At 73.2% G+C, this 26,175-nt stretch carries 23 protein-coding genes and 1 riboswitch; of the genes, 10 read left to right on the forward strand and 13 right to left on the reverse strand.

Annotated features, from left to right (window positions below):
• Positions 1-2 precede the first annotated feature (2 nt).
• Entirely contained in the window at positions 3-371 is a 369-nt protein-coding gene (locus AB0J46_RS15890) for a MerR family transcriptional regulator (protein WP_364331715.1), read from the reverse strand.
• Positions 372-430: 59 nt separating this feature from the next.
• Between AB0J46_RS15890 and AB0J46_RS15895 the strand changes: the two genes are divergently transcribed.
• The gene (locus AB0J46_RS15895; RefSeq protein ID WP_364331718.1) at positions 431-1,324 is read left to right on the forward strand and encodes an aldo/keto reductase; all 894 of its coding nucleotides are present in this window, start codon (positions 431-433) and stop codon (positions 1,322-1,324) included.
• Between the two features lie 122 nt (positions 1,325-1,446).
• Here the strand turns inward: AB0J46_RS15895 and AB0J46_RS15900 are convergent, their stop codons facing one another.
• The gene (locus AB0J46_RS15900) at positions 1,447-2,229 is read right to left on the reverse strand and encodes a DeoR/GlpR family DNA-binding transcription regulator (protein ID WP_364331721.1); all 783 of its coding nucleotides are present in this window, start codon (positions 2,227-2,229) and stop codon (positions 1,447-1,449) included.
• A 182-nt stretch (positions 2,230-2,411) separates the two neighbouring features.
• Between AB0J46_RS15900 and AB0J46_RS15905 the strand changes: the two genes are divergently transcribed.
• The 3 genes from AB0J46_RS15905 to AB0J46_RS15915 are packed head-to-tail and all read left to right on the forward strand — an operon-like array spanning position 2,412 to position 5,484.
• Entirely contained in the window at positions 2,412-3,698 is a 1,287-nt protein-coding gene (locus AB0J46_RS15905) for an extracellular solute-binding protein (RefSeq protein WP_364331724.1), read from the forward strand.
• Positions 3,698-4,570 (forward strand): sugar ABC transporter permease, encoded by an 873-nt coding sequence (locus tag AB0J46_RS15910; RefSeq protein ID WP_352322927.1) that lies wholly within the window; start codon positions 3,698-3,700, stop codon positions 4,568-4,570. Before AB0J46_RS15905 ends, AB0J46_RS15910 begins: the two co-directional genes overlap by 1 nt.
• Positions 4,567-5,484, forward strand: a complete 918-nt coding sequence (locus AB0J46_RS15915; RefSeq protein ID WP_364331728.1) for a carbohydrate ABC transporter permease — start codon at positions 4,567-4,569, stop codon at positions 5,482-5,484. The genes AB0J46_RS15910 and AB0J46_RS15915 overlap by 4 nt, the downstream gene beginning before the upstream one ends.
• 44 nt (positions 5,485-5,528) lie before the next feature.
• Here AB0J46_RS15915 and AB0J46_RS15920 read toward each other — a convergent pair whose 3' ends face one another.
• From AB0J46_RS15920 to AB0J46_RS15945, 6 genes are all read right to left on the reverse strand, one after another.
• Positions 5,529-6,623 carry a glycosyltransferase family 4 protein gene (locus AB0J46_RS15920; RefSeq protein ID WP_364331731.1) on the reverse strand — a complete coding sequence of 365 codons (1,095 nt, stop codon included), beginning with the start codon at positions 6,621-6,623 and terminating at the stop codon, positions 5,529-5,531.
• Entirely contained in the window at positions 6,620-8,443 is a 1,824-nt protein-coding gene (locus tag AB0J46_RS15925; protein WP_364331733.1) for a M48 family metalloprotease, read from the reverse strand. The genes AB0J46_RS15920 and AB0J46_RS15925 overlap by 4 nt, the downstream gene beginning before the upstream one ends.
• An 11-nt stretch (positions 8,444-8,454) precedes the next feature.
• Positions 8,455-9,288, reverse strand: a complete 834-nt coding sequence (locus AB0J46_RS15930) for a hypothetical protein (protein ID WP_364331736.1) — start codon at positions 9,286-9,288, stop codon at positions 8,455-8,457.
• A gap of 153 nt (positions 9,289-9,441) precedes the next feature.
• Entirely contained in the window at positions 9,442-9,924 is a 483-nt protein-coding gene (locus tag AB0J46_RS15935; protein WP_364331739.1) for a C40 family peptidase, read from the reverse strand.
• Between the two features lie 130 nt (positions 9,925-10,054).
• Positions 10,055-10,218: riboswitch (cyclic di-AMP (ydaO/yuaA leader) on the reverse strand.
• A 350-nt stretch (positions 10,219-10,568) separates the two neighbouring features.
• Positions 10,569-11,495 (reverse strand): NlpC/P60 family protein, encoded by a 927-nt coding sequence (locus AB0J46_RS15940; RefSeq protein ID WP_364331742.1) that lies wholly within the window; start codon positions 11,493-11,495, stop codon positions 10,569-10,571.
• Between the two features lie 132 nt (positions 11,496-11,627).
• Positions 11,628-12,950 carry an NYN domain-containing protein gene (locus AB0J46_RS15945; protein ID WP_364331745.1) on the reverse strand — a complete coding sequence of 441 codons (1,323 nt, stop codon included), beginning with the start codon at positions 12,948-12,950 and terminating at the stop codon, positions 11,628-11,630.
• A gap of 144 nt (positions 12,951-13,094) precedes the next feature.
• On the opposite strand from AB0J46_RS15945, the gene AB0J46_RS15950 reads away from it, so the two are divergent.
• A complete protein-coding gene (locus AB0J46_RS15950) occupies positions 13,095-14,174 on the forward strand; it encodes a phosphotransferase family protein (protein WP_364331748.1) in 1,080 nt (359 codons plus the stop codon).
• On the opposite strand, the gene AB0J46_RS15955 is transcribed toward AB0J46_RS15950, so the two are convergent.
• Both AB0J46_RS15955 and AB0J46_RS15960 read right to left on the reverse strand, forming a co-directional pair.
• Positions 14,164-14,820, reverse strand: a complete 657-nt coding sequence (locus AB0J46_RS15955) for a response regulator transcription factor (RefSeq protein ID WP_364332248.1) — start codon at positions 14,818-14,820, stop codon at positions 14,164-14,166. The two genes, AB0J46_RS15950 and AB0J46_RS15955, sit on opposite strands and share 11 nt — an antisense overlap.
• Before the next feature lie 20 nt (positions 14,821-14,840).
• Entirely contained in the window at positions 14,841-16,058 is a 1,218-nt protein-coding gene (locus AB0J46_RS15960) for a histidine kinase (RefSeq protein WP_364331751.1), read from the reverse strand.
• Between the two features lie 111 nt (positions 16,059-16,169).
• Here AB0J46_RS15960 and AB0J46_RS15965 point away from each other — a divergent pair, with 111 nt between their 5' ends.
• The 4 genes from AB0J46_RS15965 to AB0J46_RS15980 all read left to right on the forward strand — a co-directional run bounded on the left by AB0J46_RS15965 (position 16,170) and on the right by AB0J46_RS15980 (position 19,016).
• A complete protein-coding gene (locus AB0J46_RS15965; protein WP_364331754.1) occupies positions 16,170-16,409 on the forward strand; it encodes a hypothetical protein in 240 nt (79 codons plus the stop codon).
• Positions 16,406-16,897 (forward strand): PH domain-containing protein, encoded by a 492-nt coding sequence (locus AB0J46_RS15970; protein ID WP_364331757.1) that lies wholly within the window; start codon positions 16,406-16,408, stop codon positions 16,895-16,897. Before AB0J46_RS15965 ends, AB0J46_RS15970 begins: the two co-directional genes overlap by 4 nt.
• The gene (locus tag AB0J46_RS15975) at positions 16,894-18,543 is read left to right on the forward strand and encodes a PH domain-containing protein (RefSeq protein ID WP_364331760.1); all 1,650 of its coding nucleotides are present in this window, start codon (positions 16,894-16,896) and stop codon (positions 18,541-18,543) included. Before AB0J46_RS15970 ends, AB0J46_RS15975 begins: the two co-directional genes overlap by 4 nt.
• A gap of 152 nt (positions 18,544-18,695) precedes the next feature.
• Complete coding sequence (locus tag AB0J46_RS15980) at positions 18,696-19,016, forward strand: hypothetical protein (protein ID WP_364331763.1); 321 nt, start codon at positions 18,696-18,698, stop codon at positions 19,014-19,016.
• Between the two features lie 613 nt (positions 19,017-19,629).
• Here AB0J46_RS15980 and AB0J46_RS15985 read toward each other — a convergent pair.
• From AB0J46_RS15985 to AB0J46_RS15995, 3 genes are all read right to left on the reverse strand, one after another.
• Positions 19,630-21,306: a hypothetical protein gene (locus tag AB0J46_RS15985; protein ID WP_364331766.1), complete on the reverse strand. Its 1,677-nt coding sequence runs from the start codon at positions 21,304-21,306 to the stop codon at positions 19,630-19,632.
• 69 nt (positions 21,307-21,375) lie between these two features.
• Positions 21,376-22,818, reverse strand: a complete 1,443-nt coding sequence (locus AB0J46_RS15990; RefSeq protein ID WP_364331769.1) for a serine/threonine-protein kinase — start codon at positions 22,816-22,818, stop codon at positions 21,376-21,378.
• Positions 22,808-24,310, reverse strand: a complete 1,503-nt coding sequence (locus AB0J46_RS15995; protein ID WP_364331772.1) for a serine/threonine-protein kinase — start codon at positions 24,308-24,310, stop codon at positions 22,808-22,810. The genes AB0J46_RS15990 and AB0J46_RS15995 overlap by 11 nt, the downstream gene beginning before the upstream one ends.
• A gap of 137 nt (positions 24,311-24,447) precedes the next feature.
• Between AB0J46_RS15995 and AB0J46_RS16000 the strand changes: the two genes are divergently transcribed.
• Complete coding sequence (locus AB0J46_RS16000) at positions 24,448-26,172, forward strand: DEDD exonuclease domain-containing protein (RefSeq protein ID WP_364331775.1); 1,725 nt, start codon at positions 24,448-24,450, stop codon at positions 26,170-26,172.
• Positions 26,173-26,175: the final 3 nt, after the last annotated feature.

Consider the following 26,175-nt stretch of genomic DNA (forward strand, 5'->3'; position numbering starts at 1 on the left):
CGTCAGGCGGCCCCCACCAGCTCACCGGCCCGCTCGGTCGCGGTCAGGATCGCGGCCAGGGCGTGGCGGGTGGCCTGGAGCTCGGCCAGCTGCTCGTCCAGGCCGGTGAGCCGGCCGCGGAGGTGGCCGAGGGTGCACGCGTCCAGCACCTCGCCGGAGCCGGAGGCGCACGGGAGCACGTCCCTGATCACTTTGGTCGGCAGGCCCGCGGCGAGCAGCGTGCGGATGCGCCGGACCGCGACGGGCGCGTCCGTTCCGTAGCGCCGGTGTCCGCCGTCGGCCCGGTACGAGGTCAGCAGCCCCTGCTCCTCGTAGTAGCGCAGCAGCCGGGGGCTGACCCCGGTCTCCGCGGAGAGCGCGCCGATCTTCACGTGATGCTCCTCACACCCGCTTGCATCTCACATCGATGTGAGCTTCTAGCGTGACGTCCATGAGCGAAATTCCTCGCGAAACTGTACAGACGTTCACTCTTGGCGGAGACCTGGAGGTGCGCCGGATCGGCTACGGGTCGATGCGGCTGGCCGACGCCCCCGACCCCGCGCGCTCGGCGATGGAGGCGCCCATCTGGGAGGCGCCGGCGGACCGGGCGGGCGCCGTGGCCGTGTTGCGCCGGGCGGCCGAGCTGGGCGTGAACCTCTTCGACACCGCCGACTCCTACGCGCTCGGCGCCAACGAGGAGCTGATCGCCGAGGCGCTGCACCCGTACGGGGACGGCGTGGCGGTGGCCACCAAGATCGGCGTGCTGCGGCCCTCGCCCGCCGAGTGGGTGCCGCTCGGCCATCCGGCCTATCTGCGTCAGCAGGCCGAGCTGAGCCTGCGCCGGCTGCGGGTGGAGCGCATCGACCTGCTCCAGTTGCACCGCCTGGATCCGGCCTACCCGCTCGCCGACCAGATCGGCGCGCTCAAGCAGCTCAGGGACGAAGGCAAGGTCCGGCACGTCGGCCTGTCGGAGGTGAGCGCCGAGGAGCTGCGCCAGGCGGCGGAGATCACGCCGATCGCGGCCGTGCAGAACATGTACAACCTGGCCACCCGGCAGCACGAGGACGTCGTGGACCACGCCGCCGCGCACGGCATCGCGTTCCTGCCGTTCTTCCCGATCGCGGCGGGCTCCCACGCCGGGCCCGGCACGCCGCTGGCGGCGGTGGCGGCCGAGATCGGCGTCACCCCGGCCCAGGCGTCGCTGGCCTGGCTGCTGCGCCGCTCCCCCACGGTGATCCCGATCCCGGGCACCTCCTCGATCGGGCACCTGGAGGAGAACGTGGCGGCGCTGTCGGTCGAGCTCTCCGACGAGCAGTACGACCGGCTGTCGGCGGCGGTCGCTTGAGGCCGCCGTCCGGAGGCGAAGGCGGTCGCTTGAGGCCGCCGTCCGGAGGCGGGGGCGCGGTGCGGCCCCTCGGCCGGTGACGGGCCCCACCGCTGGTGACGGGCCTCACCTCGGGACGGGCCTCACCTCGGGACGGGCCGCGTCTCCGCCAGGACGAGCCGGCCCGCCCGCTCCGACAGCGCCTGCCTGGCCGGCTCCGGCAGGCCGGTGTCGGAGACGACCACGTCGGCCTCGCCGAGCTCGGCGATCGTGCTGATGCCGACGGTCCCCCATTTGGTGTGGTCGGCCAGCACGACGAGCCGGGAGGCCGCCTCGACCAGCGCGCGGTCGGTCTCGGCCTCCATCATGTTCGGGGTGGTGAAGCCCGTCCTCGCGGTCATGCCGTGCACGCCCAGGAAGAGCAGGTCCACGTTGAGCCGGCGGATGGCGGCGACCGCGACCGGGCCGACCAGGGCGTCGGACGGGGTGCGCACGCCGCCGGTGAGCACGACCGTCTGGTCGGGACGGCCGGCGTGCTGGAAGACGTCGGCGACGCGGACGGAGTTCGTCACCACGGTCAGGCCGGGGACCTGGCCCAGGTGGTGGGCGAGCGTCCAGGTCGTGGTGCCGGCCGACAGGGCCACGGCCGTGCCGGGGCGCACCAGCGCGGCGGCGTGCCCGGCGATGGCCTGCTTCTCCGCCTCCTGCTGCACGGACTTGGCGGCGAATCCCGGCTCGTTCGTGGAGCCGATGGTGGTCGCGCCGCCGTGCACCTTGGCCAGCAGGCCACGCTCGGCCAGCAGCTCCAGGTCGCGCCGGATCGTGATGTCGGAGACGCCGAACGTGCGCACCAGGTCCACGACCCTGACGCCGCCGTTCTGCCGGACGAGGTCCAGGATCGCCTGCTGACGCTGCGGGGCGAGCATCGCATCACCAGATCCCAACAGGTTCCGACACATCCCGTCCGCATCATGACATGACACCGACCCGGTGAATGCGTCGAAAACGTCATGAAACAGTGCGTTGACAGCGGTAGGGCTTCGTCTTTCGATGAATGGGTGTGAGCGAACTCGGGGGAATCTGAAGGGTCCGGCAAGGAGGAACCACCATGGACCGACACATGCCGATCTCCCGCCGCCGTCTACTCCTCGGAGCCGCCGCGTTCGGCGTGCCCGCCGTCCTCGTCGGGTGCGGGTCCGGCAGCCCCGCCACCGGGCCGGGCAGGTCGTCCGGCGGCGGGACGGGCACGGTCACGATCGGCTCGAACGCCTCCGACGAGGTGCCCAAGAAGGCCCTGGAGACCGTGCTCAAGGGCTTCACCCAGGCCGTCCCGAAGGTCAACACGGTCGACCACAACACCTTCCAGGAGAACATCAACCGCTATCTCAAGGGCACGCCCGACGACGTGTTCACCTGGTTCGCCGGCTACCGGATGCGCTTCTTCGCCGAGCAGGGCCTGGCGACCGACATCTCGGACGTGTGGCGGGAGATCGGCGGCGACTACACGCAGGCGTTCAAGGACCAGTCGACCGGCACCGACGGCAAGCAGTACTTCGTGCCGTTCACCTACTACCCATGGGCCGTCTTCTACCGCAAGAGCCTGTGGCGGGCCAAGGGGTACGAGCCCCCGAGAACCCTGGATGAGTTCACCGCCCTGGCCAGGAGGATGAAGGCCGACGGGCTGGTCCCGATCGCGTTCGCCGACAAGGACGGCTGGCCGGCGATGGGCACGTTCGACATCCTCAACATGCGCACGAACGGCTACGACTTCCACATCTCGCTCATGGCCGGCAAGGAGTCGTGGACCGACCCGAAGGTCAGGCAGGTCTTCGGCACCTGGCGGGGGCTGATGGAGTACCACCAGCCGGCCGCGCTCGGGCGCACCTGGCAGGAGGCCGGGCAGTCGCTCGCGCAGAAGAAGACCGGCATGATCCTGCTCGGCATGTTCGTCGCCCAGCAGTTCCCCGAGGCCGACCGCGACGACCTCGACTTCTTCACCTTCCCCGAGATCGACCCCGCCCACGGCACCGACTCGATCGACGCCCCCATCGACGGCTACATGATCTCGGCCAAGGCCCGGAACGTGGACGGCGCCAAGGCCCTGCTCAAGCACCTGGCCAAGGGCTCGTCCCAGAACGAGGCGACCAAGCTCGACCCGGGCACGCTGGCGTCCAGCTCCAAGGCCGACACCAGCGGCTACAGCGCCCTGCAGAAGCGCGGCGCCGAACTGGTCTCCCAGGCCACCCACCTGGCGCAGTTCCTCGACCGCGACACCCGGCCGGACTTCGCCTCCACCGTGATGATCCCGTCCCTGCAGGCGTTCGTCGGCGCGCCGAACGAGATCGACTCCCTGCTGGCGGGCATCGAGAAGCAGAAGGCCAACATCTTCCGCTGATGACCGTCAAAACCCGTCGCTACTCCGCCCGGGACGTGACCGTGCTGGTCATCGGGCTGGGGATGGCCGTCATCGTCAACGTGGGCCTCATCTGGGGGCCCGCGCTGGCCTCCGTCGCGCTGTCCGGCACCGACTGGAACGGCATCGGGCCGATCGAGTGGGTGGGCGGGCGCAACTACCACGACCTGGCCACCGCCTATCCGCCGTTCTGGTCGGCGGTGCGCAACAACGTGTTGTGGCTGGGCTTCCTGGGGCTGGTCGCGACGCCGTTCGGGCTGTTCTGCGCGGTGCTGCTGGACCGGCGGCTGCGCTGGTCGCGGGTCTACCAGAGCGCGCTCTACCTGCCGGTGGTGTTGTCGCTGGCCGTGGTGGGCTTCATCGCGCAGCTCGTCTACTCCTCCGACTACGGCGTGCTGAACGCGGTCACCGGCCTGACCGTGGACTGGCTGGGCGACCGGTCGATCAACATCTGGGTGGTGATGGTCGCGGCCGGCTGGCGGCACGTCGGCTACGTCATGATCATCTACCTGGCCGGGCTCAAGGCCGTGGACCCGGCGCTGAAGGAGGCCGCCGCCATCGACGGGGCCACCGAGGCGCAGGCCTTCTTCCGCGTGGTGTTCCCGACGCTGCGGCCGGTCAACGTGATCGTGCTGGTCATCACCGTGATCGAGGCGCTGCGCGCGTTCGACGTCGTCTACGCCGTCAACAAGGGCAGGAACGGCCTGGAGCTGCTGTCGGTGCTGGTCACCGAGAACATCGTGGGCGAGGCCGGCCGCATCGGCTTCGGCTCGGCCATCGCCGTGATCCTGCTGGTGATCTCGCTGGGGTTCATCGTCACGTACCTGTCGCAGCTGTTCAAGGAGGAGCGATGACGCTCACCGCGCCCGCCGCCGCTCCCCCGGCGCAGGACCGGCGGCCGCCCGCGCGCCGGCCCGTGCGGCCGCTGCGCGTCCTGCTGCACGTCTTCCTCGCACTGGTCGCGCTGGGCTGGGTGCTGCCGCTGGCCCTGTCGGTCTACGCCTCGCTGCGGCCGTACGCGGAGACGGCCCGGCTGGGCTACCTGTCGGTGCCCGAGCACCTCACGTTCGGCTACTACGCCGAGGCGTGGAGCCGGGCCGAGCTGCCCCGCTACTACCTGAACACGCTGATCATCGTCGTCCCCGGGGTGCTGGTCACGCTCTTGCTGGCCTCGTTCACGGCGTTCGCCGTCGCGCGGGTGCGCGTCCCGGGGCGCAAGGCGCTGCTGATCGTGTTCACCGCCGGGAACCTGATGCCGCCGCAGGTGCTCATCACCCCGCTCTACACCCTCTACACGCTGGTGCCGCTGCCCGCCTGGCTGTCGGACTCCCAGTCGCTCTACGACTCCTACCTCGGGCTGATCCTCATCCACGTGGCGTTCCAGTTCGGCTTCTGCGTCTTCGTCATCGCGAACTTCATGCGGACGATCCCGGAGGAGATCACCGAGGCGGCGCTCGTGGACGGCGCGAGCGTGTGGAAGCGCTACTGGCGGCTCACGCTGCCGCTGTGCAGGCCGGTGCTGGCGGCGCTGGCCACCCTGGAGTTCACCTGGATGTACAACGACTTCCTGTGGGCGCTGGTGCTGATGTCCTCGGGCGACAAGCTGCCGGTGACCTCGGCGCTGAACAACCTGCGCGGCCAGTTCTTCACCGACTACAACCTGCTGGCGGCCGGGTCCCTGCTGGTGGCGCTGCCCACGCTGGTCGTCTTCCAGCTCCTGCACAAGCAGTTCGTGGCCGGGCTCACGCTGGGCTCGACCAAGGGCTAGGTCGAGGGCCAGGTCAGGGGTCAGGGCAGGGGTCAGGGCAGGGGTCAGGAGGGCCGGAGCAGGGCGTGGAAGCGGGTGGCGACCTGCTCCCACGTCCACTCGCGGGTGATCCAGTCGCGGCCGCGGGCGCCCATCTTGCGTGCCCGCGCGGGGTCGGAGAGCAGGTCGGCGACGGCCTGGGCGACGTCCGCGACGTCCGCGCCGTCCACGACGAGGCCCGTCTCCCCGGGCCGGACGGCGTCCGGCGCGCCGCCGGAGTTGCCCGCGACCACCGGCAGGCCGGTCGCCGACGCCTCCAGGAAGACGATCCCGAGTCCCTCGACGTCCACGCCGTTCCAGCGGGTGCGACACGGCATCGCGAAGACGTCGGCCGCCGCGTAGTAGCCGGGCAGGCTCGCGGCGGGGACCGTGCCGGTGAACCTGATGGACTCGTGCCCGCCCGCCAGGCGCTCCAGCCTCGACCGGTACGGGCCGCCGCCCACGAGCAGCAGCACCGCGTCCGGCACCGCGCGCAGCACCCTGGGCCAGGCCCGGATGAGCTGGTCCTGGCCCTTGCGCGGGACCAGCCGGGACACGCAGGCCACCACCGGCCGGCCGTCGAGGCCCAGCGCCGCCTTGGCGGCCCGCGGGTGGAACTGGTCGACGTCGACGCCGGGCGCCAGACGTACGAGCTTGTGCGGGGGGATCGCCACGGCCAGGCGCTGCCGCGTGTAGTCGCCCAGGTAGGTCACCACGTCGGCGTGCGCGCCGATCCTGCGCAGCACCGAGCGGAAGCCCGGCGCGCCCGCCCACGACGCCTCGTGGCCGTGGGTGAGCATCACCACCCGCCGCGCGCCCGCCGCGCGCAGGCGGGGCGCGAGCAGGCCGAGCGGCGCGGCCGCGCCGAAGACGACGGTCTCGGCGCGGTGCTCGGCCACCAGCCCGGCCGCCCTGCGCGCGACGGCCGGGGTGGGCAGCATCAGCCGCGTCGGGTGCCGGACGACCCGGTACGGCTGACGCCGGTCGAACTCCTCGCATCCCGGCCAGGCGGGGGCGTAGACGGCAACCCCCGGCGTGCGGAGCGCGAGTCCGTGCACGAACGACTGGATGCCGCCCGGCCTGGGCGGGAAGTCGTTCGTCACGAAGACCACGTCGGTCACGGTTCGGGGACGCCGTTCAGTCTCGCCCACGAGCGGGCCAGGGCGTTGCGCTCGGGGCTGGAGGGATGGGAGGCATAGAGCACATATTCCACCGCATCCGGCGACAAGTCGGAAATGTTGGTTATGGCGAGGCGTTTCTGCATCGCGACGAACGTGGCCGGATCCCTGGTGAGGTCGAGGGCGTGCACGTCGGCCCGCGCCTCCACGTGCCGCGTGATCAGGTTCTGGGCCGGGTCGGAGGCCAGCGAGGCCAGCGTCATCAGCCCCATGAGCACGCCGATGGCCCGCGGGTCGGCCACCGAGGCGATCCCCGTACGCCGCCGCAGCGGCCCGACCAGCAGGAACAGGCCGATCGCCCCGAAGGCGGCCAGCAGGCCGCCGAGCAGCGTGCCGTCGAGCACGTCGGCGTGCTTGGCGTGGCCCAGCTCGTGCGCGACCACCAGCTCGACCTCCGACTCCGGCGCCTTGAGCAGCGTGTCGTAGACGACGATCCGGCGGGTGGCCCCGAAGCCCGACACGTACGCGTTGAGCGCCGTGGTGCGCCGCGAGGCGTCGGCGACCAGCACGTCCTCGACCGGGACGCCGTCCCGCTCGGCCATGGCCAGCAGCTCCGACCGCAGCGAGCCCTGCGGCATGGAGGTGAAGTCGTTGAACAGCGGCTCGAACACCACCGGGTAGACGTACGACACGCCGAGGGTGAGCGCGAACGCGCCCACGGCGGCCGGGATCCACCAGCGGCGCACCTTGCGGGCCAGCGCCACGAGGGCGAGCAACATGACGGCCATCAGCAGCACGCTGACGCCGGTGTTCTTGAGCCGGTCGGCGGTCCAGCCCGCCCAGTCCTGGGTGGACAGGCCGTAGTCGCGCAGGATCGTCTCGAACCACATGCCGAGCGGCCACCTCAGCACCTCGGTGATCGCGGTGAGCACCACCACGCCGAGGAGCACCCGCACCCACCACGGGCCCCTGAGCACGCCCAGCACCTTGGCCGCGAACGGCGTCAGGACCAGCAGCCCGGCGAACAGGACCGTGAGGCCGAGCGAGATGTAGCCGGGCAGGGTGGTGGCCGCGTCGAACGCCTGCGCCCTGGCGATCTGGGCGGCGCTGAAGTCGCGGGCGGGGTCGGGGGCGACGGCGGGCGCGCCCGCCGCCAGGACCCGCCAGGGGGTGGTGAACGCGGCCACGGCCAGGATCACGCCGCCGACCAGGGCCAGGGCGGCGCCGGCGGCGCGCCTGGAGCGGGACTCCGCGCGTCGCCGTTCGCGGGCGATCAGGTGCTCCGCCGTTCCCGTCAGCTTGCCGGTTCCTGGACGGGCCTCGACGCCTTCGGCGAGGGGGGTGGTGGGATCGCCCGCGCCCTTGCCGCGACCCTTGCCCTTGCCTTTGCCCTCGTCTCCGCCTTTGCCGCCCTTTCCGGGGCGGTCCGGGTGCTCGTCGGGGTCTTCGGGGCTCTTGCTGGGGGCGTCCGGGCCCTCGGCTGCCTGCGCGGGGGGCCGGGCGTCGGCGCGGGTCGCGTGGGGGCGGTCGTCGGGGGTGGGGGGTCGGGGGTGACGGGGGTCCTCGGTGTCGGGGTCGGCGTCCGCGTCGGGGCGGGCGTCCGGATAGTCGGGGTCGTCGGGGTGGCCCGGGGACTCGGGGGGCTCGTTGGTGCCGGACGGCTCCGGCGGTGCACCGTCGCCGGGCCGGTCCCCGCCGTCGTCCCTGATGGCCACACCGCCGCCGTGCGCCGCCGCGACCGCCGTGCCGGGCTCGTCGGCCCCTCCGGCGACCGCTCCGGCGGGCTCGTCCCCTTCCCGGGGCTGGTCGTTCCGCTCGCTCATCTGCCTCCCCTTCACGCGAGCTGCTCTCGTACGTACTCGCGCCACCGTGCCGCCAGGGTCTCGGCGGTGAGCCCCACAGAGGCGAGCGCCTGATCGACGCCGGCCACGCGGGCATCACGGTAGAGCCGTACCAGGGTCCCGTCACCGAACCGGTCTGCGAGGAAGCGACACGCCATCCAGGCCTCCTGGTACGCCCGCGCGAGCCGTCCGGGATCGGCCGCCGTGGGGGCGAAAGCCGCAGGTCCGGGCAACTCGCTCGGCAGCCGGCCGGCCCGTACGTCGGCGGCGAGTTCGGCGGCGGCCGTCCCGACGGGGAGCCCGGCGTCGCGGTAGGCCACGTAGTCGGCGAACCCCTCGTAGAGCCAGACGGGCAGCCGGTCGGTGCCCGCGGCGACGTGGGTGAGCTCATGGGTGAGGACGACGTCGCGTCCCGTGGGGGTGAGCCGGGCGAAGGAGCCGGGCACGACGATCACCCTGGCGCCGTCGGCCACCGCGGCCAGCCCGTCCAGCGGGCCCGTGCCGGCCAGCCCGGCCGCCTCGGCGTCGGAGTCCGGCACGATGACCAGCGCGCGCACCGGCCGGCCGAGCATCGCGGACACCCGCCGTCCGGCGAGGTCCGCGCGGCGGGCCAGATCGGCGAGCACGCCGGGCTCTGCGCGGTGCCCCACGACCACGGACCGCGCGCCGCGGGCCACCTGACCGCCGTCGCTCCACAACCCGCGCGCCCCGGCGGGCAGGACGACGGCGGGCGGCGCGTCGGCCACCACGAGCACCGCCGTCGACAGCAGCAGGACCGGAAGGAGCAGACGCGGACCGCGAAGGGACGGACGCACCTGCGAGGACACGGCCCGATGCTAGTAGGCCCACGCCCCTCCCGGCCCCTTCCCGAGGCCGGACCCTCCACAGAGCCGGGCCCTTGGCCGGATCGGGCCCTGCTCGGGGCCGGGCATGCGACAGGCCCCGGCCCGGACCGGGGAGGGTCCGGGCGGGGCCCGTTGTCACGCGCCGGGACGCACCGCGCCGACGAACGACGACTTCCGCCATCCGCCCAGTTTGTCGATGCGCACCCGTTCGCCGGTCCGCGGCGAATGGACCATCTTGCCGTGGCCGACGTACATGCCGACGTGGCCCAGCCCGTTGAAGAACATCAGGTCGCCCGGCTTGAGATTGCGCCAGGAGACCTTGCGCTTGATGCGGGCGAACTGGCTGTTCGTCACGCGCGGGAGTCGTACTCCGGCCTTCTTCCAGGCGTACTGGACGAGTCCGGAGCAGTCGAACGCACCAGGGCCCGTGGCCCCGTACCGGTACGGGTCGCCGACCTGATGCTTGGCGACGGCGACGGCCCTGCGGGCCTTCGACGCCTGCCGCGCGGCCTTCGCCGACTTGGCAGACCTGGCGGTCTTCGCCGACCTGGCCGACTTCGCAGTGGCCGCCTTGGCGGTGCTGGACACCGCGGTGAGCCTGGCGGCCGATTCGCTCACCGTCTGCGCCCCGGCCGGCACGGCATGGAGAACCGCACCTCCGGCCGTCACGGTCATCGTGAGTGCGACGCCCCTCAGGGCAAGACGGGACAGACGGGGGTTATGCAGGGAGGTAGACAGGATTTCTCCTTGTGTCTTCCACGAACGCCTACCGGGTTAGCTGACGGATTCGGGCCTGGAAGTCGCCCTACGGCGCGATGACGCGCCGATTCACCCCTGATCCCGGGGGATTACGGGATCTTTGGGTCCCCGGCTCCGTGCCTCCTGGCTGCACGGACTCGGCAGGTCGCCGCCCGATGGATGTGCCTTAACGGGGATATCGGCGGCGACCGCTGGATTTTCATCTGGTCCGCATCGGGGGTTCCGATGTCGGTTCGCGGTGCGCATGGCTTGCTGACCGCGACGCCAGAAACTACGCCGAGGGGTCAAGATTTGGCAAAGGGAGACACGGCCTGTAAAGATCAGATAAAGGTGTAAGTAAAGGGTGAAACCCCTGCTCGACCAGAGGGTTCCGTTACCGCTTTGTGACCCTTCTCACACTTCCCGGCACACGCGGTTGTCAGGGCACTTTCGCCCCGTTTGTCCCGTTCGCCCCAGCGATCATGGGCACGCCGAAACCGCCCGCGATTCGGGCGGGGGCCGAGTCAGGGGCGGACGGCTCCGACGAGCGGGCGGCGGTAGTCGGCGAGGCGGACGACCTTGACGACGTCGCCCGTCTGCGGCGCATGGACGATCTTGCCGCCCCCCGCGTAGATGCTGACGTGCCCGAGCCCCTCGCTGAAGATGAGGTCACCCGGCTGGAGGTCCTTGAGGTCCACCTTCCGGCTCGCGCCCCAGGCCCACTGCTGCCACGTCGTCCGCGGCAGTGAGACGCCGGCGGCGCGCCAGGCGGCCTGGGTCAGCCCTGAGCAGTCGTAGCCGCGCGGGCCCGTGCCCCCGTAGATGTACGGCTTGCCCACCTGGGCGAAGGCGAAGTTCAGGACGGCGGCCGCATTGCCCGAGGCGGGACCGGTGTACTTGATGCCGGTGCTGTTGGGGTTGCCCGGGTTGTAGGCCCCCAGCTTGTCCAGGAGCTTCTTCTGCTGGCCGACCAGCTTCAGCACCTCGGCCCGCTCCCGCTGGACGGCGTCCCGCTCCTTGTCGGCGTCGGCCAGCGCGGTCTCGGCGTTGTCGCGCTCGGCCTTGAGCCCCTTGTTCTCGCGGTCGAACGCGGCCAGCTTCTCCAGCCGCTCGCGCGAGAGCTGCCCGGCCATCGCCAGCCCGGCCAGCAGGTTCTCGGGGTCCTCGACGCCGACCATGCCGGGCAGGGAGGTGACGTCCCCGCCCAGCTTGTAGGAGTCCACCGCCACCCTGATGATCTCGGCGCGGAGGTCGGCGACCGTCTGCAGCTTCTGCTTGTAACGGTCGTTGAGGCTGGTGTAGGCGTTCTTGGCCTTCTTGTAGTTCTCGGTCGCCGTGTTGTACCGGTCGACGACCTTGTCGGCCTTGTCGTTCAGCTTCTCCAGCTTGGCCTTGGCCTGTTTGAGGGTGGGCTTGGGATCAGCGAGCGCCGCACCCATCGGGACCGTCATCAGTCCGATCGCGAGACCCGCGGCCACCGTCACCCGGCCAAACCTCACAGCGTCGCCTCCCAGGGATTACACCTGGGGCGAAATAGTACAGAAGTGGCGGGTGGGGTCTCGCCAATAGTGCTAATTCGTAACTTATGCGCGGCCCAACCGGCGCAGCAGCAGACCGGACGGAACCGGTCTGGCGCCCATCCGGCGTACGGACTCGGCGACCTCGCGGTCGGAGGAGACGACGGCCATGGCCCGGCCGGGCGGCTCGGCCCGGACGAGCTGGCGGATCAGGTCGTCGGCGATCTCCCCCGGCGCGCTGAACAGCACCCGCACCCCGCGCGGCGCCACCACCTGCACCGGCGCGTTGAGCTCGGCGCCGTCGAAGACCACCGTCACCTCGACCCGGGTCTGGGCCACCAGCCCGCCGAGGCCGGTCATCAGCCGGTTGCGCTGGTCGGCGAGGGTGAGCGTGCCGTAGCCGGTCTTCGTGACGTTGTAGCCGTCGATGATCAGGTGGACCTGCGGCAGCGCCAGGAGCTGGTCGAGGAGCTGCGGGTCGTCGTCGGCCAGGGCCCGCGCGGGCACCCCGCGCACCCCGGGACGCTCGCCGGTGCTGGCCGCGACGGAGTCGGCGGGCCTGCTGATCGTGGTGGGCAGCGCCAGCTCCCTGCGCAGCCCGGCCGAGGCGTCCTGAAGGGCGTCGAGGAGCACCCTGATGCGGGCGTCCTCGATGCTGCGGCCCTCGCGGGCGGCCCGGCGGGAGGCTTCGAGCTGCCTCTCCACGTCGGCCAGGCGCTCGCGCAGGCGGCGCAGCTCGGCCTCGCCCGCGTTGCCGGCGGCAGAGGCGGCGTGCCGGGCGTCGTCGGCGGCCTGTTCCATCTCCTCGGCCCTGCGGGTGGCGGCCTTGGCCCGCTCGCGGGCGTCGTGGAGCTTGCGCCGCAGGTCGGAGTTCTCGGCGCGGGCCGCCTTGATCTGCTCGCGCAGCCGGTCGGCCTCCTCCTTGGCGGCGGTCTTCTGCGCGGCGAGCTGCTCGCGCAGCCGCGTCACGGCTTCCTCGCGCTCGGACCCCTCGGCCGCCACGGCGGACTGCTCCAGGTCGGCGCGGGCGGTTTCGATCATCTCCGCCCAGCCGGGGGGCCTGGTGAGATAGGCTGCGGCAGCCACCAGCACGGGGTCGGCGGCGGGCGGCACACTGCCCTCGGCCAGCGCGGCGACCAGCTCGGGCCAGCCGGTGGCGACGGACTCGGCGACCAGTTCGCGGAACTTCTTGTCATTCTCCAGTTGCGCGGCGATCGGCGCGCTGCCCAGCTTGGCGCGCTTGCGCGGGTCGAACTTCGCGATGCCGCGCAGCGGCGGCGGCACGGAGACGGCGGGCATCGTGCCGAGAACCTGCGCGGCCAGGTCGACGACGTTGAGGCGCACCTGCTCGGGAAGCGGGCGAGACAGGCCTTCACCCGCTGAACTCATCCCACTTGTCCCTTCGTGACATGCCCTTTCAGACAAGGGTACGGCTCTTGCGTACCTGACCGTAACGGTCCCTTGAACCTAGACAAGCGCTTGGTAGGGGGTATACGACTGAGCCGGGGCAGCGGTGCGGCCTGGAGGTGAGCGGTGACGGAACAGATGCGCACGTCCACGCGTGACCTGGAGGAACTGCGCGAGCGGGCGTCCCGCTGGCTGCGCGGACGGGTCGGCGGGGACGCCACGGTGTCGGAGCTGTCGCGGCCCTCCGGCAACGGCATGTCGAGCGAGACGCTGTTCTTCACCGCCACCTGGGCCGCCGGGACGCGGCGGTGCGTGGCCAGGCTCGCACCTGCGGCGGAAGCCGTTCCGGTGTTCCCCTCCTACGATCTGCGGGCCCAGTTCGAGGTCATGCGGCTGGCCAGGGAGAAAGCTGGGATCCCAGCGCCGAGACCGCTCTGGTTCGAGCCCGACCCCGCGCCGCTCGGGACGCCGTTCTTCGTCATGGAGCGGGCCGAGGGCGAGGTGCCGCCGGACGTCATGCCGTACACGTTCGGGGGCTGGCTGCACGACGCCTCCCCCGGCGACCGGCGGCGGCTGCAGGAGGCGAGCGTCGGGCTCGTGGCGGCGCTGCACGAGACGCCGTACACCGGGCAGGACGTCGCGGTGCTCGGCCCGCTCGCCCCCGGCGGCACGGACGGCCTGCGCGCGCACGTCGAGGCCCAGCGCGCCTACTACCGGTGGGCGCACGGCGCACGGCCGATCCCCGTGCTGGAGCGGGCCTTCGACTGGCTCGGCTCACACTGGCCGGACGACCCCGGCCCCGACGTCCTGACCTGGGGCGACGCCAGGATCGGCAACGTGATGTACCGCGACTTCACGCCTGTGGCGGTGCTGGACTGGGAGATGGCCGCCGTGGGCCCGCGCGAGCTGGACGTCTCCTGGATGATCTTCCTGCACCGCTTCTTCCAGGACCTCGCGGTGACGATGGGCCTGCCCGGCATACCGGACTTCATGCGCCGCGACGACGTTTGCCAGAAATATTGCGAAATAACTGGCTACGAGCCTCGCGACCTCGACTTCTACGAGATGTACGCCGCCCTCCGCCACGGCGTCATCATGGCCCGGGTGTGGCAGCGCAGGATCCACTTCGGCGAGCAGCCCATGCCGGACGACCCCGATGACCTGGTGCTCCACCGGGCCGCCATCGAGGAGCTGCTCACCCGCTAGCGTCGTAGACCAGCAGCGCGATCTGCACCCGGTTGTTCAGGTCGAGCTTGGTCAGGATGCGCGAGACGTGCGCCTTGACCGTGGGCACGCTCATGAACAGTTCCCGCCCGATCTCGGCGTTCGACCTGCCCTGCCCCACGGCCAGCGCGACCTCGCGCTCCCGCTCGCTCAGCCGGCCGAGCAGCCCCCGCGCCCGCTCGGTGCGGTCGCGCCCGCCCCCGTCGGACACGTGCGAGATGAGCTGCCGGGTCACCGCCGGCGACAGGATCGGCTCCCCCGCGGCCACCCGCCTGACGGCGTCGACCAGGTCGCCGGGCGGGATGTCCTTCAGCAGGAACCCGGCCGCCCCCGCGCGCAGCGCCCGCACGACCTGGGCGTCGGCGTGGAACGTGGTCAGCACCACGACCTCGGGCGGCGAGGCGGTGCGGCGCAGCGCCTCGGTCGCGGTGAGCCCGTCGACGCCCGGCATGCGGATGTCCATCAGGACGATGTGCGGCCGGTGCTCGGCCACCCGCGGCGGCACCTCGGCCCCGTCGGCCGCCTCGCCCACGATGTCGATGTCCGCGGCCCCGCCGAGGATCATCGACAGCCCGGCCCGCACCATCGCGTCGTCGTCCACGATCAGCACCCTGATCGGCGCGTCCATCTGCCCTCCGTCGGTCAACGTCACTCCCCGTCCTGCTCCGGCGGCCACGGCAGCCAGGCGCGCAGCCGGAACTCGCCGCCGGTCACGCCGTGCTCCAGCCGGCCGCCGGCCAGCTCGGCCCGTTCGGTCAGCCCGATGAGCCCGGCGCCCGCCCCCGGCATGCGCGGCCCGTGCCGCGACCACACCGGGTTGCGCACCTCGGCCGAGACCCCCTCGCCCGGCTCGCCCGCCACGGCCACGGCCACCGGCGCGCCGCCCGCGTGCTTGCGCGCGTTGGTGAGCGCCTCCTGCACGATGCGGTAGACGTTGCGGCCCGCCCCGGCCGGGACGCCGTCCGCGGCGCCCAGGTCGAGGCGTACGTCCATGCCGGCCTGGCGGCACTCCTCGACCAGCGCGGGCAGGTCGGCGAGCGTCGGCTGCGGCCGGTCGGGCACCGGGTCGGCGGCCCCCGGCGGGGTGTGGCGGAGCACGCCGATCACCTCGCGCAGGTCCTGGAGCGCCAGGTGGGCGTTGCTCCTGATCGCCCCGGCGGCCCTGGCGACGTCCTCGGCGGGCGCGTCGGGACGGAACTCCAGCGCCCCGGCGTGCAGGCTGAGCATCGAGATGCGGTGGGCCAGCACGTCGTGCATCTCGCGGGCGATGCGCTCGCGTTCGAGCCGCTTGGCGTCCTCGGCGGCGGTCTCGGCCCGCTGCCTGAGCGACCAGACGAGCTGCCGCCTGGCCCGGATGACGATGCCCCAGGCGTAGACGGTCAGCACGATCGTGACCCCGAACGCCGCCCCCCACAGCGGCGTCAGGTCCTCCTGGGGCCGCAGCAGCACGTACGGGGCCAGGGTGACCAGCGCCAGCAGCGTGACGGGCCCCGACACCTTGAACGGCCGGTGCACCGCCACGGTGAACAGCGCCACCAGCGAGGCTCCGCCGACCAGCTCCAGATAGGACGACAGCAGGATCGTCACCAGCGCGAACCCCACCGGCCAGCGCCGCCGCAGCCACACCCCCGCGCACGCCAGCGCCCCCACGATCTGCTCGACGGCCAGCAGCGGCTCGGGCTCGTTCCTGATCTCCTCCAGGCTGATGAACGTCACGCCGCAGGCCAGCAGGAACAGCGCGATGTCGGAGACCCAGTCGAGGGTCGAGCGCCGCACCCGGCCTCCGCGCCCGTCGCCGAGCAGCGTGGACGGCAACGCCCACCGGTATTCCAGGGCCGGATCGCCCTCCCCCCGCAGTTCCCTCACATTCGTCGAGGTTATGCCCTGCGCGGGAGCCGGCGACAGCGACCAAAGTCGATGTCGCCGCAGACCGATGGCCGAGGCGGGCGGGCCGCCGCGGCGGCGAGTGTGGACGGCATGAAAGCGGTGGTGGAGGTGTTCGGCTGGCTGCTGATCCTGCAGGGGGTCGGCGGGCTGCTCAACACGCTGTTCGGCTGGTGGGGGTGGGCGCACGGCCTGCTCGTCGTCAATGTGCTGCCCTTCCTCGACGGTTACGAGGTCTTCGCGGCCGTCGTGATCGGCGTGCTCGGGTTCGCGCTGCTCGCGGTGGCGGGCGCGGCCGGGCGGGCGGCCGGCGGGGCGGAGGAGGGCCGATGAGCGGGACCGCGCTGCGTCCGCCGCGGCACCGTCCCGACCGCCGGGCGGTGGCGTGGTGGACGGTGCAGTGGCTCGTCCTCATGGTCCCCGTGGCGGCGGCGGCCGTGGGCGCGTACCTGGTGTTCACGCCGCGCACGCCGGGGCTGGGGGTGGCGGCGGCGGCGTTCGCGGCGGCGTGCCTGCTGGTGGCGCTGGCCGAGCCGTGGGCGGCCTACCGGATGCAGCGGTGGGAGGTCACCGAGGAGGCGGTCTACGTCCGCCAGGGGTGGCTGACGCACACGTGGAAGGTGGCGCCGATGTCGCGGATCCAGCGGGTCGACACCGAGCGGGGGCCGGTGCAGCGGCTGTTCGGGCTGGCCGACGTCACGGTGACCACCGCCTCCTCCGCCGGAGCCGTCAAGATCACGGCGCTGGACCACCGGCTCGCCGCGGACCTGGCCGAACGGCTCACCGCGCGCACCCAGGCGACCCCCGGGGACGCGACGTGACCGGCTGGCAGCGGCTGTCGGGCCGGGGCCTGTGGAACGCGGCCGCCAGGTCGCTGGCGTTCGCGGCCGGCGCCGTGGCCGCGCTGGCGCGCTTCCTGGTGGGCCAGGACTGGGAGGCGGGCGGCGTCGTCGCCGCGTGCGCGGGGGCCGCCGTGCTGATCGTGGCGGGGGCGGTGGCCTACGAGGCGGCCCGGCTGCGGACGACCGCCTGGCGGCTCACGTCCGACCGGCTCGAACTGCGCTCGGGCGTGACCGTGCGGCAGCACCGCGCGGTCCCGCTGGACCGGGTGCGCAGCGTGGACCTGCGCGCCGACCCGGTGCGCCGGGCGTTCGGCCTGACCGTGGTCAAGGTCGGCACGGGCGAGCGCGCGGCCGAGGGCTCGGAGCTGGTGCTGGACGCCCTCGACCGGCACTCGGCCGAGATGCTGCGCCGCACGCTGCTGCGCCAGGACGCGCCCGCGCCCGAGGACGGTCCCCTGGCCGAGCTGCGCTGGTCGTGGATCCGGTACGCGCCCCTGTCGGTCTGGACGTTCACCGGGGCGGCGGTGGTCCTGGGCGCGGCCTACAAGGGGCTCGGCGCCGTCGGGCTCAAGGACTTCACCGACCGGGCGGCGAGCGGCCTGTGGGGCTGGGTGAGCGCGCAGCCGTGGCTGGCCGTCCCGCTGGTCCTGGCGCTCAACGCGGCCGTCGGCGCGCTCGGCGCGTTCCTGCTGTACGCCGAGTCCTGGGGCCGCTACCGCCTGGAACGCGAGCCCGGCCGGCTCAGGCTGCGCCGCGGGCTGCTGACCACGCGTTCGCTGACCCTGGAGGAACGGCGGCTGCGCGGCGTCGAGATCAGCGAGCCGCTGCTGCTGCGGCTGGGCGGCGGCGCCCGGGTCAAGGCCGTCGCCACCGGCCTGGCCAGGACGGAGGACGAGACCGAGGACGTGGCCGCCCTCACCCCGCCGCTCCCCCGCGCCGAGGCCGCCCGCGTCGCCGCCGCGATCGCGAACACGACAGCGGGCGCCGAAGCCGGAGCGGGCGTCGGCGCGGGGATCGGCACAGGAGTCGACACGAGGCGCGACGCGGGGATCGGCTCGGGGATCGGCTCGGGGATCGGCTCGGGGATCGGCTCGGGGATCGGCTCGGGGATCGGCGCGGGGGGCATGTCGTTGGTCGCGCATCCGGTGGCGGCCGGGCGGCGGCGGGTCGTGCGGGCGCTGGTGGCCGTCGTCGTGCTGGCTGCGGGCGCGGGGCTCGCCTGGTGGCTGCTGCCCGCGTCGTGGCCGCGCGCGTGGGTGTGGGCGGCGCCGGCCCTGGCGCTCCCGGTGGGGTTGTGGCTGGCCGCCGAGAGCCGGCGCGCTCTCGGTCACGCGCTGGGCCCGCGGCACCTGGTCACGCGCCGCGGCGCGCTCGTCCGCCGTACGGTGGCGCTGGACCGGGCCGGCATCACCGGCTGGACGTTCCGGCAGTCGTTCTTCCAGCGGCGCTCGGGCCTGCTGACCGTCTCGGCCTGCACGGCCGCGGGCAGCGGCCACTACGAGGTCCTGGACGTGGGCCGCGGCGACGGGCTCGACCTGGCGGCACGCGCGGTACCGGGCCTGCTGGAGCCGTTCCTGACCGGCGGACAGGACGGCGGACAGGGCGGCGGGCGGCAGGCCGCGTGATCCACCACGGTTGCCCATGCCCCTGTAGCGGACAAGCCGTGATCGCGCGGCCCGGCGGCTTTCTGGTCAATACGCTATTTGTCGCGCTTGCAACCGAGTTGCAGCCTTGTTGACCGTTGACGTAGATCGCCCGCCGGGAGGATGATCCCCGCGTGGTGCCACGACCGGCGTTGTCGTGCCGGGCGCTGAGTTGCCGCGCCGGCGGACGCACGATCACCGAAGACCTCACCCTGGCGCCGGCTCCGGGTGAGCGGGTGGCGCTGATGGGCCCGTCGGCCGAGCAGGACGCCACGCACCGCGCGCTCGACCTCGACGAGCTGCTCGCGGTGACCGGCGACGGCACCACCCTCGTCCTGGCCACGCACGACCCCGAGGTGGCCGAGCGCTGCGACCGCGTGATCCGGCTGCGCTCGGCCGTGCGCCACCACTCCGGGAGCCGTCCATGCGCCCGGCCACGTACGCGCCCGGCCTGACCGACACGGGCGTGCTCGTCGACCTCGATCAGGCCGACAGGAGGTCCTACGGCGTGCACGCCAAGGCCGAGTACCGGATCTGGACCCGCGAGTCCGACACCGCGGCGCTGGAGGCGGCCCTGCGCGCGCAGGGGCTGAGCGTGATCTCCCGCCGCAGTGCCGCGGAGCCAGCCACCTCGTTCGCCGGTCAGGGGCCGGGCCTGGCCCTGCTGTTGCTGCTGGTGGCCGCCCTGTCGGCGGCGGTGCTGGCACTCGGCAGGACCGTGCCGGCCCTGCACACGGCCGCCAAGCGGCGCGGGTACGAGCCGGCCGCGCTGGAGGCGTCGGGCGCGCGGGTGGCGGCGCTGCGGGTCGCGCTGCTGCTGGAGCAGGTGATCACGGTGGCCGCCGGCACGATGGCCGGGCTCGCCGCCGGGCTGACGGCGGCCAAGGTGGCGCTGGGCCGCATCCCGCAGCTCACCGTGCCGCCGGGCACGCCGCCGCTGCCGCACGAGGTCGCTGCGGTGCCCGTCGCGCTCGTCGTCGGCGCGGCTCTGCTGATTGCAGGCCGCCCTACGCCCGCGCCCCGACGTCCGCGCCCCGACGTCCGTGCCCTGAGGTTCGTCGCGCGGGATCAGCTTCCGGCCGGCTGCTTGGCCAGCTCCGCCAGGTACGCCCTGGCAAGGGCGAGCGCGCCGTCCTGTGCCTCCTTGCGCGGCATGAGCCGGGCCTTGGGCGAGTTCGCCGGCTCGCCCTTGGGCCGCTCGGCGCCGGAGTAGTCGACCCTGACCACCAGCGCGCCGGTACGCGCGATCACCGTGCCGCTGGAGGCCGACACCTCCCCCTGCCTGGTCTGCACGAACTGGCCGTAGGCCTGCTCGCCGAGCCCCTTGATGTCGCCCAGCTCGCCCCAGGTGATGCCGCCGATGGACGATCCGGCGGTGTTCTTGTCACCGCCGTACTCGCCGGCGTAGTACGCCTTGGCCGCGCCCGGGTCGATCGCGCCCGCCCGGTTGGTGAAGCGGTGGGTGGTGATCAGCATGCTGCGGATCTTGACGTTCCCGGCCGCCCCCGGCAGGTCGAGGTTGAGCCAGCGGCACTCGGTCTCGTCGTCGTTGCCCGACTCGGTGGCGCGCGCCCTCGTGGTGGGCTTCGGCACCAGGCGGCCGGCGGCCTCCGTGACGGCCTGGCAGGCGGGCGGGAAGGCGGCCAGCTCCGTGGGCGAGGGCGTCGGGCGGGCGGCCGGGCTCTGGGTGGCCGGGGCCTGGTCGGGCTTGGCCAGCACGCCGGGGTGTTGCGCCTGCCAGGCGGCCACGCCCTTGGCGAAGTACGCGATCAGGCCGCTGACCTCGCGGATCGCGTTCTCCTCGGTGATGGACCTGGTGCTCTCGTTGGACAGGATCTGCGCGTCCTTGCGCTGCTGCCCGGCCTGGAACTTGACCCGGACCGTCATGTCCCCGACCTGGGCGTGGGCCTGGCCGAAGGAGTACCACAGCAGCTTGCCGTCGCGCCGCCAGGTGTACTGGGCGAACGCCCCCTCGCCGACGCCGGCGACGTCCTTGACCGGGGAGACGTACTCCTTCTCGTCGGGGTCGAGCGAGGGCTTGGCGGTGGCGCCGTACTTGGCGCCGCGGTAGTCCATCTCGTAGGAGTTCTGGGCCATCGAGCGGCCGGTCTTGGCGCCCTCGCCCTTGTGCTGCTCGATCCTGACGTCGATCTCCCTGCTGCGCCAGAACTCGCCGAACGAGATGCGCTGGTTCTGCCAGTTGCAGGTGAAGGCGACGGTGTAGTCGGAGTCCCTGGAGGACTTGCTCACCGTCGCGCCGGGCGCCAGCCGTTCGGCCTCGTCCGCGGGCAGCATCGAGCAGGCGTCCGGGCCGGGCGCGGCGGCGGCCGGCACCACGGACCGCGCCGCCGACGACGACGGCCCGGCGGCCGTCCCGCCGCCGCCCTTGCCGGACAGCAGCAGGTAGGCCCCCACGCCGCCGCCGGCCACGACCACCACCAGGGCCGCGGCGAGGGTGGGCAGCAACCACGCCGGGCGGCGTCCGGGCCGACCGGCGGGCGGCCCTCCCATCGGCCCCGTGGGCGGCTCCGGCGACGGCCCCCACTGCGGCCCCCACTGCGGGCCGGACTGCGGGCCGGACTGCGGGCCGGACTGCGGGCCGGACTGCGGGCCCGGCTGCGGGCCCGGCTGCGGACCGGGGGGTGGGCCGGGCGGCGGTGTCGGCGGCCTTCCCTGCGGCTCGAACCGCCGGCCCGGCACCGGGTGAGGGGTGGTCGGCGGCTCGTACTCGCTACCGGGATTCACTGCGACTCCTGAGATTGCCCTGACTTGCGGTGAGACATGGCGGAACGCCCCTTGCGGCACGCACGACGATCATCCCGGCAGCGCCCCGGAGACCACCCGGGCGATCCGCAGCGCCGTCTCCTTGTCGACCGGCGCCTTGACCGACACCTCGTCGCGATGCCAGACCACCTCGCCGAGCAGGTTGCTGGACCGGAAGAGCACGATGCTGTCGAACCGGCCGACCGTGCTTGAGGACATCAACAGCTCGAACCGGTTCTGCACGAACGCCGCCTCCCCCACCCCCGTGACGTCCACGACCTCGCCGGCGGCCGTCCGCGCCCGGGTGCCCTGCGCCGCGTTCCTGGTGCCCTTCTCGCTGGTGAACCGGCGCGCGGCCACCTGCGGCCCGCCGAGGTCGCCGTCGGGCTTCTCGATCCAGGTCCGTACGGTGATCCGCCGGCCCCGCCGCTCCTCCAGCCCCGCGACCCACTGGCACTCGCCGTCGCGCGTGGCGCTGCGCCGGACGGCGCCCTTCGCCAGCTCGGCGGCCTGGGCGTCGCTCAGCAGGCGGCAGGGGTCGGGGGCGGCGGCGTACCGGCCGGTCTCCGGCTGACCGGCCAGGGCGTCCACGGCGTACCAGCCGGCGCCGAGCACCGCGACGCCGGACACGACGGCCACCGGCAGCAACCACCGCCGGCGACGCCCGGGGACCGGGCCGGAGCGCACCGGCGCGCCGCTGAGCACCTGCCGGACCTGGGCCGCCGTGGGACGGGCGGCGGGCTCCTTGGCCAGCATCGCCATGAGCAGCCCGCCGAGCTCGCGGCCCGCCCGCGCGGGGAAGGGCGGGTCGTGCAGCAGCACCGCCGCCGCGACCGCCGCGGGCAGCTGCCGCTCGAACGGCGCCCGCCCCTCCACGGCGGTGTACAGGCTCGCGCCCAGCGACCACAGGTCGGACTCCGGGCCCGGCGCCTGCTCGTTGAGCCGCTCGGGCGCCATGTAGCCGGGCGAGCCGCCGCTGCCGGCGCCGTCGCCCTGACCGCCCATGGGGACGGCGATGCCGAAGTCGGTCAGCATGGCCGAGCCGTCGGCGTCGAGCAGGATGTTGGCCGGCTTGACGTCGTGGTGCAGGATGCCGTGGGAGTGCGCGACCTCCAGCGCCGAGAGCACCTGCAGCCCGATGCGGGCCGCGTACGGGGGCGGCAGCGGCCCGTTCTCCCTGATCACCTTGTCCAGGGACCGGCCGATGACCAGGTCCATGATGATCCACGGCTGGTCGCCGTCGAGCACCACGTCGTGCACCAGCACTATGGCCGGGTCGCGCAGGCGTCCGGCCGACCTGGCCTCGTGGATGGCGCGGCCGGCGAACTCGGCACGCTGGTGGGGGCTCAGCCCCGGCGGCACCCGCACCTGCTTGACGGCGACCTCGCGGTCGAGCGTCTCGTCCAGCGCCCGCCACACCGTGCCCGCGCCGCCCTGCCCGAGCTGCTCGACCAGTCGGTAGCGGCCGGCCAGCAGGTAGTGGTCACTTCGCACGGCGCAACGCCTGCTCGCTCGCCCGGGCCGCCTTGATCGCCGCCTGCCGGACGTCCTCGTCGGTCGGCTTGTCGGCCAGGGTGGCGTACTGGACGGCCACCACCAGGTTGGCGATCCGGTAGTAGACGTGAGCCGAATGGACGCGGCCGGTCTTGCCCTTCAGCTCGAACGCGAACGCCTCCTCGCCGAGGCCCGCCAGGTCGTGGACGGGGGTGCGGGTGGAGCGCATGTCGGACTTGACGCCGATCTCCGGCCAGGTCCAGTCGATCTGGTCGTACTTGGCCCAGTAGCGCTTCTGGTTCTGGAACAGGGTGCGGGCCGTGGCGGCGCTCATCGACCAGGGATCGACGGTGTCGGAGTCCTTCTGCACCTGCAGCCCGATGCCGGTGCCGGCGGCCGGCCAGCCGCATTCGGGGCCCACCTCGTTGCTGTCCGGCTGGGCCTTGGGCGGGCTCTGGGTGCGCAGCAGGCCGCCGACGTCCTGCGGGGTGAGCAGGGTGCACACGTCCATCGGCACGGTGAACGCGGCCGGCGGCCCGTCGTCGTCGCGCAGCACGACGAAGCCGGTGGCCCCGGCGGCGACCACGAGCACGGCCGCGACCGCGCCCCACAGCAGCAGCGGCCGCCCGCGCCGCCCCACCCGGCGGGGCGCGGTCGCCTGCTCGCCGGCCGCCAGGACCGGCGCCGGGCCGCCCGCGGCCAGCTGCCTGAGCGCGTGCACGACGTTGCGCGGATCGGGACGGGCGTCAGGATGGCGCGCCATCATGGCGGCCAGCAGCGGCCCGAGCGGCCCCGGCGCGACCGGCACCGGCTGCGTCACGGTCGCCCTGACCCGCTCGGCGATCGAGCCCTGGTAGGCGTTCCCGCCGGTCACGGCGACGAACAGGGTCGCGCCGAGCGACCACAGGTCGCTGGACGGGCCGCCGGGCTCGCCCTCCAGCCGCTCGGGCGCGATGAACCCGGGCGAGCCGATCATGAGCCCCTGCTCGGTGAGCGCGGCCTGCCCCTCCTGCCGGGCGATGCCGAAGTCGGTCAGCACCACCCTGCCGCTGTCGGTCAGGAACACGTTGCCCGGCTTCACGTCGCGGTGCTGCAAGCCCTGGGCGTGGGCGGCCTGCAACGCCTCCAGCACGTCGGCGCCGACGCGGGCGGCGTACTCGGGGGGCATGGGGCCGAACTCTCGCACGGTGTCGGCCAGCGTACGGCCCCGCAGCAGCTCCATGACCAGCCACGGCCGCTCGTGCTCGACGATGACGTCGTGCAGCGCCACGATGCCGGGATGGCGCAGCCGGGCGGTGGCCTGCGCCTCGCGCACGGCCCTGGTGACCGCGTCGGCGCGATCCTTGGACGGCATGCCCTCGGCCAGGGTGAGCTCCTTGACCGCGACCTCGCGGTCGAGCATCTCGTCCTTGGCCAGCCACACCTTCCCCATGCCGCCGGCGCCGAGTGGGCGCAGCAGGGCGTAGCGGCCGGCAAGTCTTCCCGCGGACATAAAGGGAAGGGTAACTAAGGATCAAGAAGGATGGTTATTCGAGCACGTCCCCCCATGCCGTCCCGGGCCCCCCTTCCCCGCGCTCCGGCGTGGTCCGGCGGAGTAACTGTCGGTCCCCCTCTCTATGGTCTTGGAACGTGGACGCGGTACAAGGCACCCTCGACGAGCTCGGCACCCCGCTGAGCGACGTCACGTTCGTCGTGTTCGACCTGGAGACCACCGGCGGCTCGCCGGCCGAAGACTCGATCACCGAGATCGGCGCGGTCAAGGTGCGGGCGGGTGAGGTGCTGGGCGAGTTCTCCACCCTGGTCGACCCCGGCGGCCCCATCCCGCCGTTCATCTCGGTGCTGACCGGCATCACCGACGCCATGGTGGTGGCCGCCCCGCGCATCGAGGCGGTGCTGCCGAGTTTCCTCGAGTTCATCAAGGGCTCCACGCTGGTGGCCCACAACGCGGGCTTCGACACCCGCTTCGTCAAGGCCGCCTGCGCCGCCCACGGCTACCCCCCGCCCGCCAACCCGGTCGTCGACACCGTCGACCTGGCCCGGCGGGTGCTGACCCGCGACGAGACGCCCAACGCCAAGCTGTCCACGCTCGCCCGGTTCTTCCGCAGCCCCACCGAGCCGTGCCACCGCGCCCTGCAGGACGCCAGGGCCACCGTCGACGTGCTCCACGGGCTGATCGAGCGGGCCGGCTCCTTCCAGGTCCACACGCTGGAGGAGCTGAAGTCGTTCGTCCGCGCCCCCACGCCGGAGCAGCAGCGCAAGCGCCACCTGGCCGAGTCCGTCCCGCACGCCCCGGGCGTCTACTTCTTCGAGGACGACCGCGGCGAGGTGCTCTACATCGGCAAGAGCACCAACCTGCGCAACCGCGTGCGCTCCTACTTCACGGCCGCCGAGACCCGCCCGCGCATCCGCGAGATGATCGGCATCGCCGAGCGCGTGCGCCACGTCGTCTGCGCCACCGGGCTGGAGGCCGAGGTCAGGGAGCTGCGGCTGATCGGCGGCGCCAAGCCGCGCTACAACCGCCGCTCGCGCTTCCCGGAGAAGGTGGTCTGGCTCAAGCTCACCGCCGGCCCCTTCCCCCGCCTGTCGATCGTGCGCGAGCTGAAGGACGACGACGCCACCTACCTCGGCCCGTTCAGCAGCTCCCGCCTGGCCGACGAGGCCCGCATCGCGCTGCACGAGGCCGTGCCGCTGCGCCAGTGCACCCAGCCGATCAGCCTGCGCACCCGCCGGGCGGCCTGCGTCCTGCACGAGATGGGCCGCTGCGGCGCGCCCTGCGCGGGCAAGGAGAGCCCGGAGGAGTACGCCGCGCACGTCGAGAGCGCCCGCCGGGCCATGACCTCCGACGCCTCGCTCGTCTACACCGCCGTCGCGGCCCGCATGGAGCGCCTGTCGGTCGAGCAGCGCTACGAGGAGGCGTCCGTCGACCGCGACCGGCTGGCCGCGTTCGTCCGGGCGGCGGCCCGCATGCAGCGCCTGAGCGCCATCACCCGCATCCCCGAGCTCGTGGCCGCCAGCCCGGCCTTCGACGGCGGCTGGGACATCCACGTCGTCCGCTACGGGCGGCTGGCCGCGGCGGGCGTGATGCCGAAGGGCGCCCATCCCACACCGTTCGTCGCCTCGCTCAAGGCCATGGCCGAGGCCGTCATCCCGGGCCCCGGCCCGGTCCACGCGGCCAGCGCCGAGGAGACCGAGTGCATCCTGCGCTGGCTGGAGTCGCCGGGCGTGCGGCTGGTCGAGGTCGACGGCGTGTGGTCGATGCCCGCACGGGGCGCCGCCCGCCACAAGGCCCGCATCGACCTGGCCTACCGCGGGCTTGATCAGCGGCGCGACCGAGAGGGACGGCCTTTGCGATGACCG

This window comes from Nonomuraea sp. NPDC049758, from assembly GCF_040674635.1.
In the GTDB taxonomy this organism is placed as follows: Bacteria; Actinomycetota; Actinomycetes; order Streptosporangiales; family Streptosporangiaceae; genus Nonomuraea.

Excerpts from the sequence above, each read along its gene's own strand:
- AB0J46_RS15965 (WP_364331754.1), top strand. The coding sequence starts at position 16,170 with ATGAAAGCGGTGGTGGAGGTGTTCGGCTGGCTGCTGATCCTGCAGGGG.
- AB0J46_RS15940 (WP_364331742.1), bottom strand. The coding sequence starts at position 11,495 with ATGACGGTCCCGATGGGTGCGGCGCTCGCTGATCCCAAGCCCACCCTC.
- AB0J46_RS15895 (WP_364331718.1), top strand. The coding sequence starts at position 431 with ATGAGCGAAATTCCTCGCGAAACTGTACAGACGTTCACTCTTGGCGGA.
- AB0J46_RS15955 (WP_364332248.1), bottom strand. The coding sequence starts at position 14,820 with ATGGACGCGCCGATCAGGGTGCTGATCGTGGACGACGACGCGATGGTG.
- AB0J46_RS15995 (WP_364331772.1), bottom strand. The coding sequence starts at position 24,310 with ATGTCCGCGGGAAGACTTGCCGGCCGCTACGCCCTGCTGCGCCCACTC.
- AB0J46_RS15910 (WP_352322927.1), top strand. The coding sequence starts at position 3,698 with ATGACCGTCAAAACCCGTCGCTACTCCGCCCGGGACGTGACCGTGCTG.
- AB0J46_RS15970 (WP_364331757.1), top strand. The coding sequence starts at position 16,406 with ATGAGCGGGACCGCGCTGCGTCCGCCGCGGCACCGTCCCGACCGCCGG.
- AB0J46_RS15925 (WP_364331733.1), bottom strand. The coding sequence starts at position 8,443 with ATGAGCGAGCGGAACGACCAGCCCCGGGAAGGGGACGAGCCCGCCGGA.
- AB0J46_RS15945 (WP_364331745.1), bottom strand. The coding sequence starts at position 12,950 with ATGAGTTCAGCGGGTGAAGGCCTGTCTCGCCCGCTTCCCGAGCAGGTG.
- AB0J46_RS15900 (WP_364331721.1), bottom strand. The coding sequence starts at position 2,229 with ATGCTCGCCCCGCAGCGTCAGCAGGCGATCCTGGACCTCGTCCGGCAG.
- AB0J46_RS15915 (WP_364331728.1), top strand. The coding sequence starts at position 4,567 with ATGACGCTCACCGCGCCCGCCGCCGCTCCCCCGGCGCAGGACCGGCGG.
- AB0J46_RS15905 (WP_364331724.1), top strand. The coding sequence starts at position 2,412 with ATGGACCGACACATGCCGATCTCCCGCCGCCGTCTACTCCTCGGAGCC.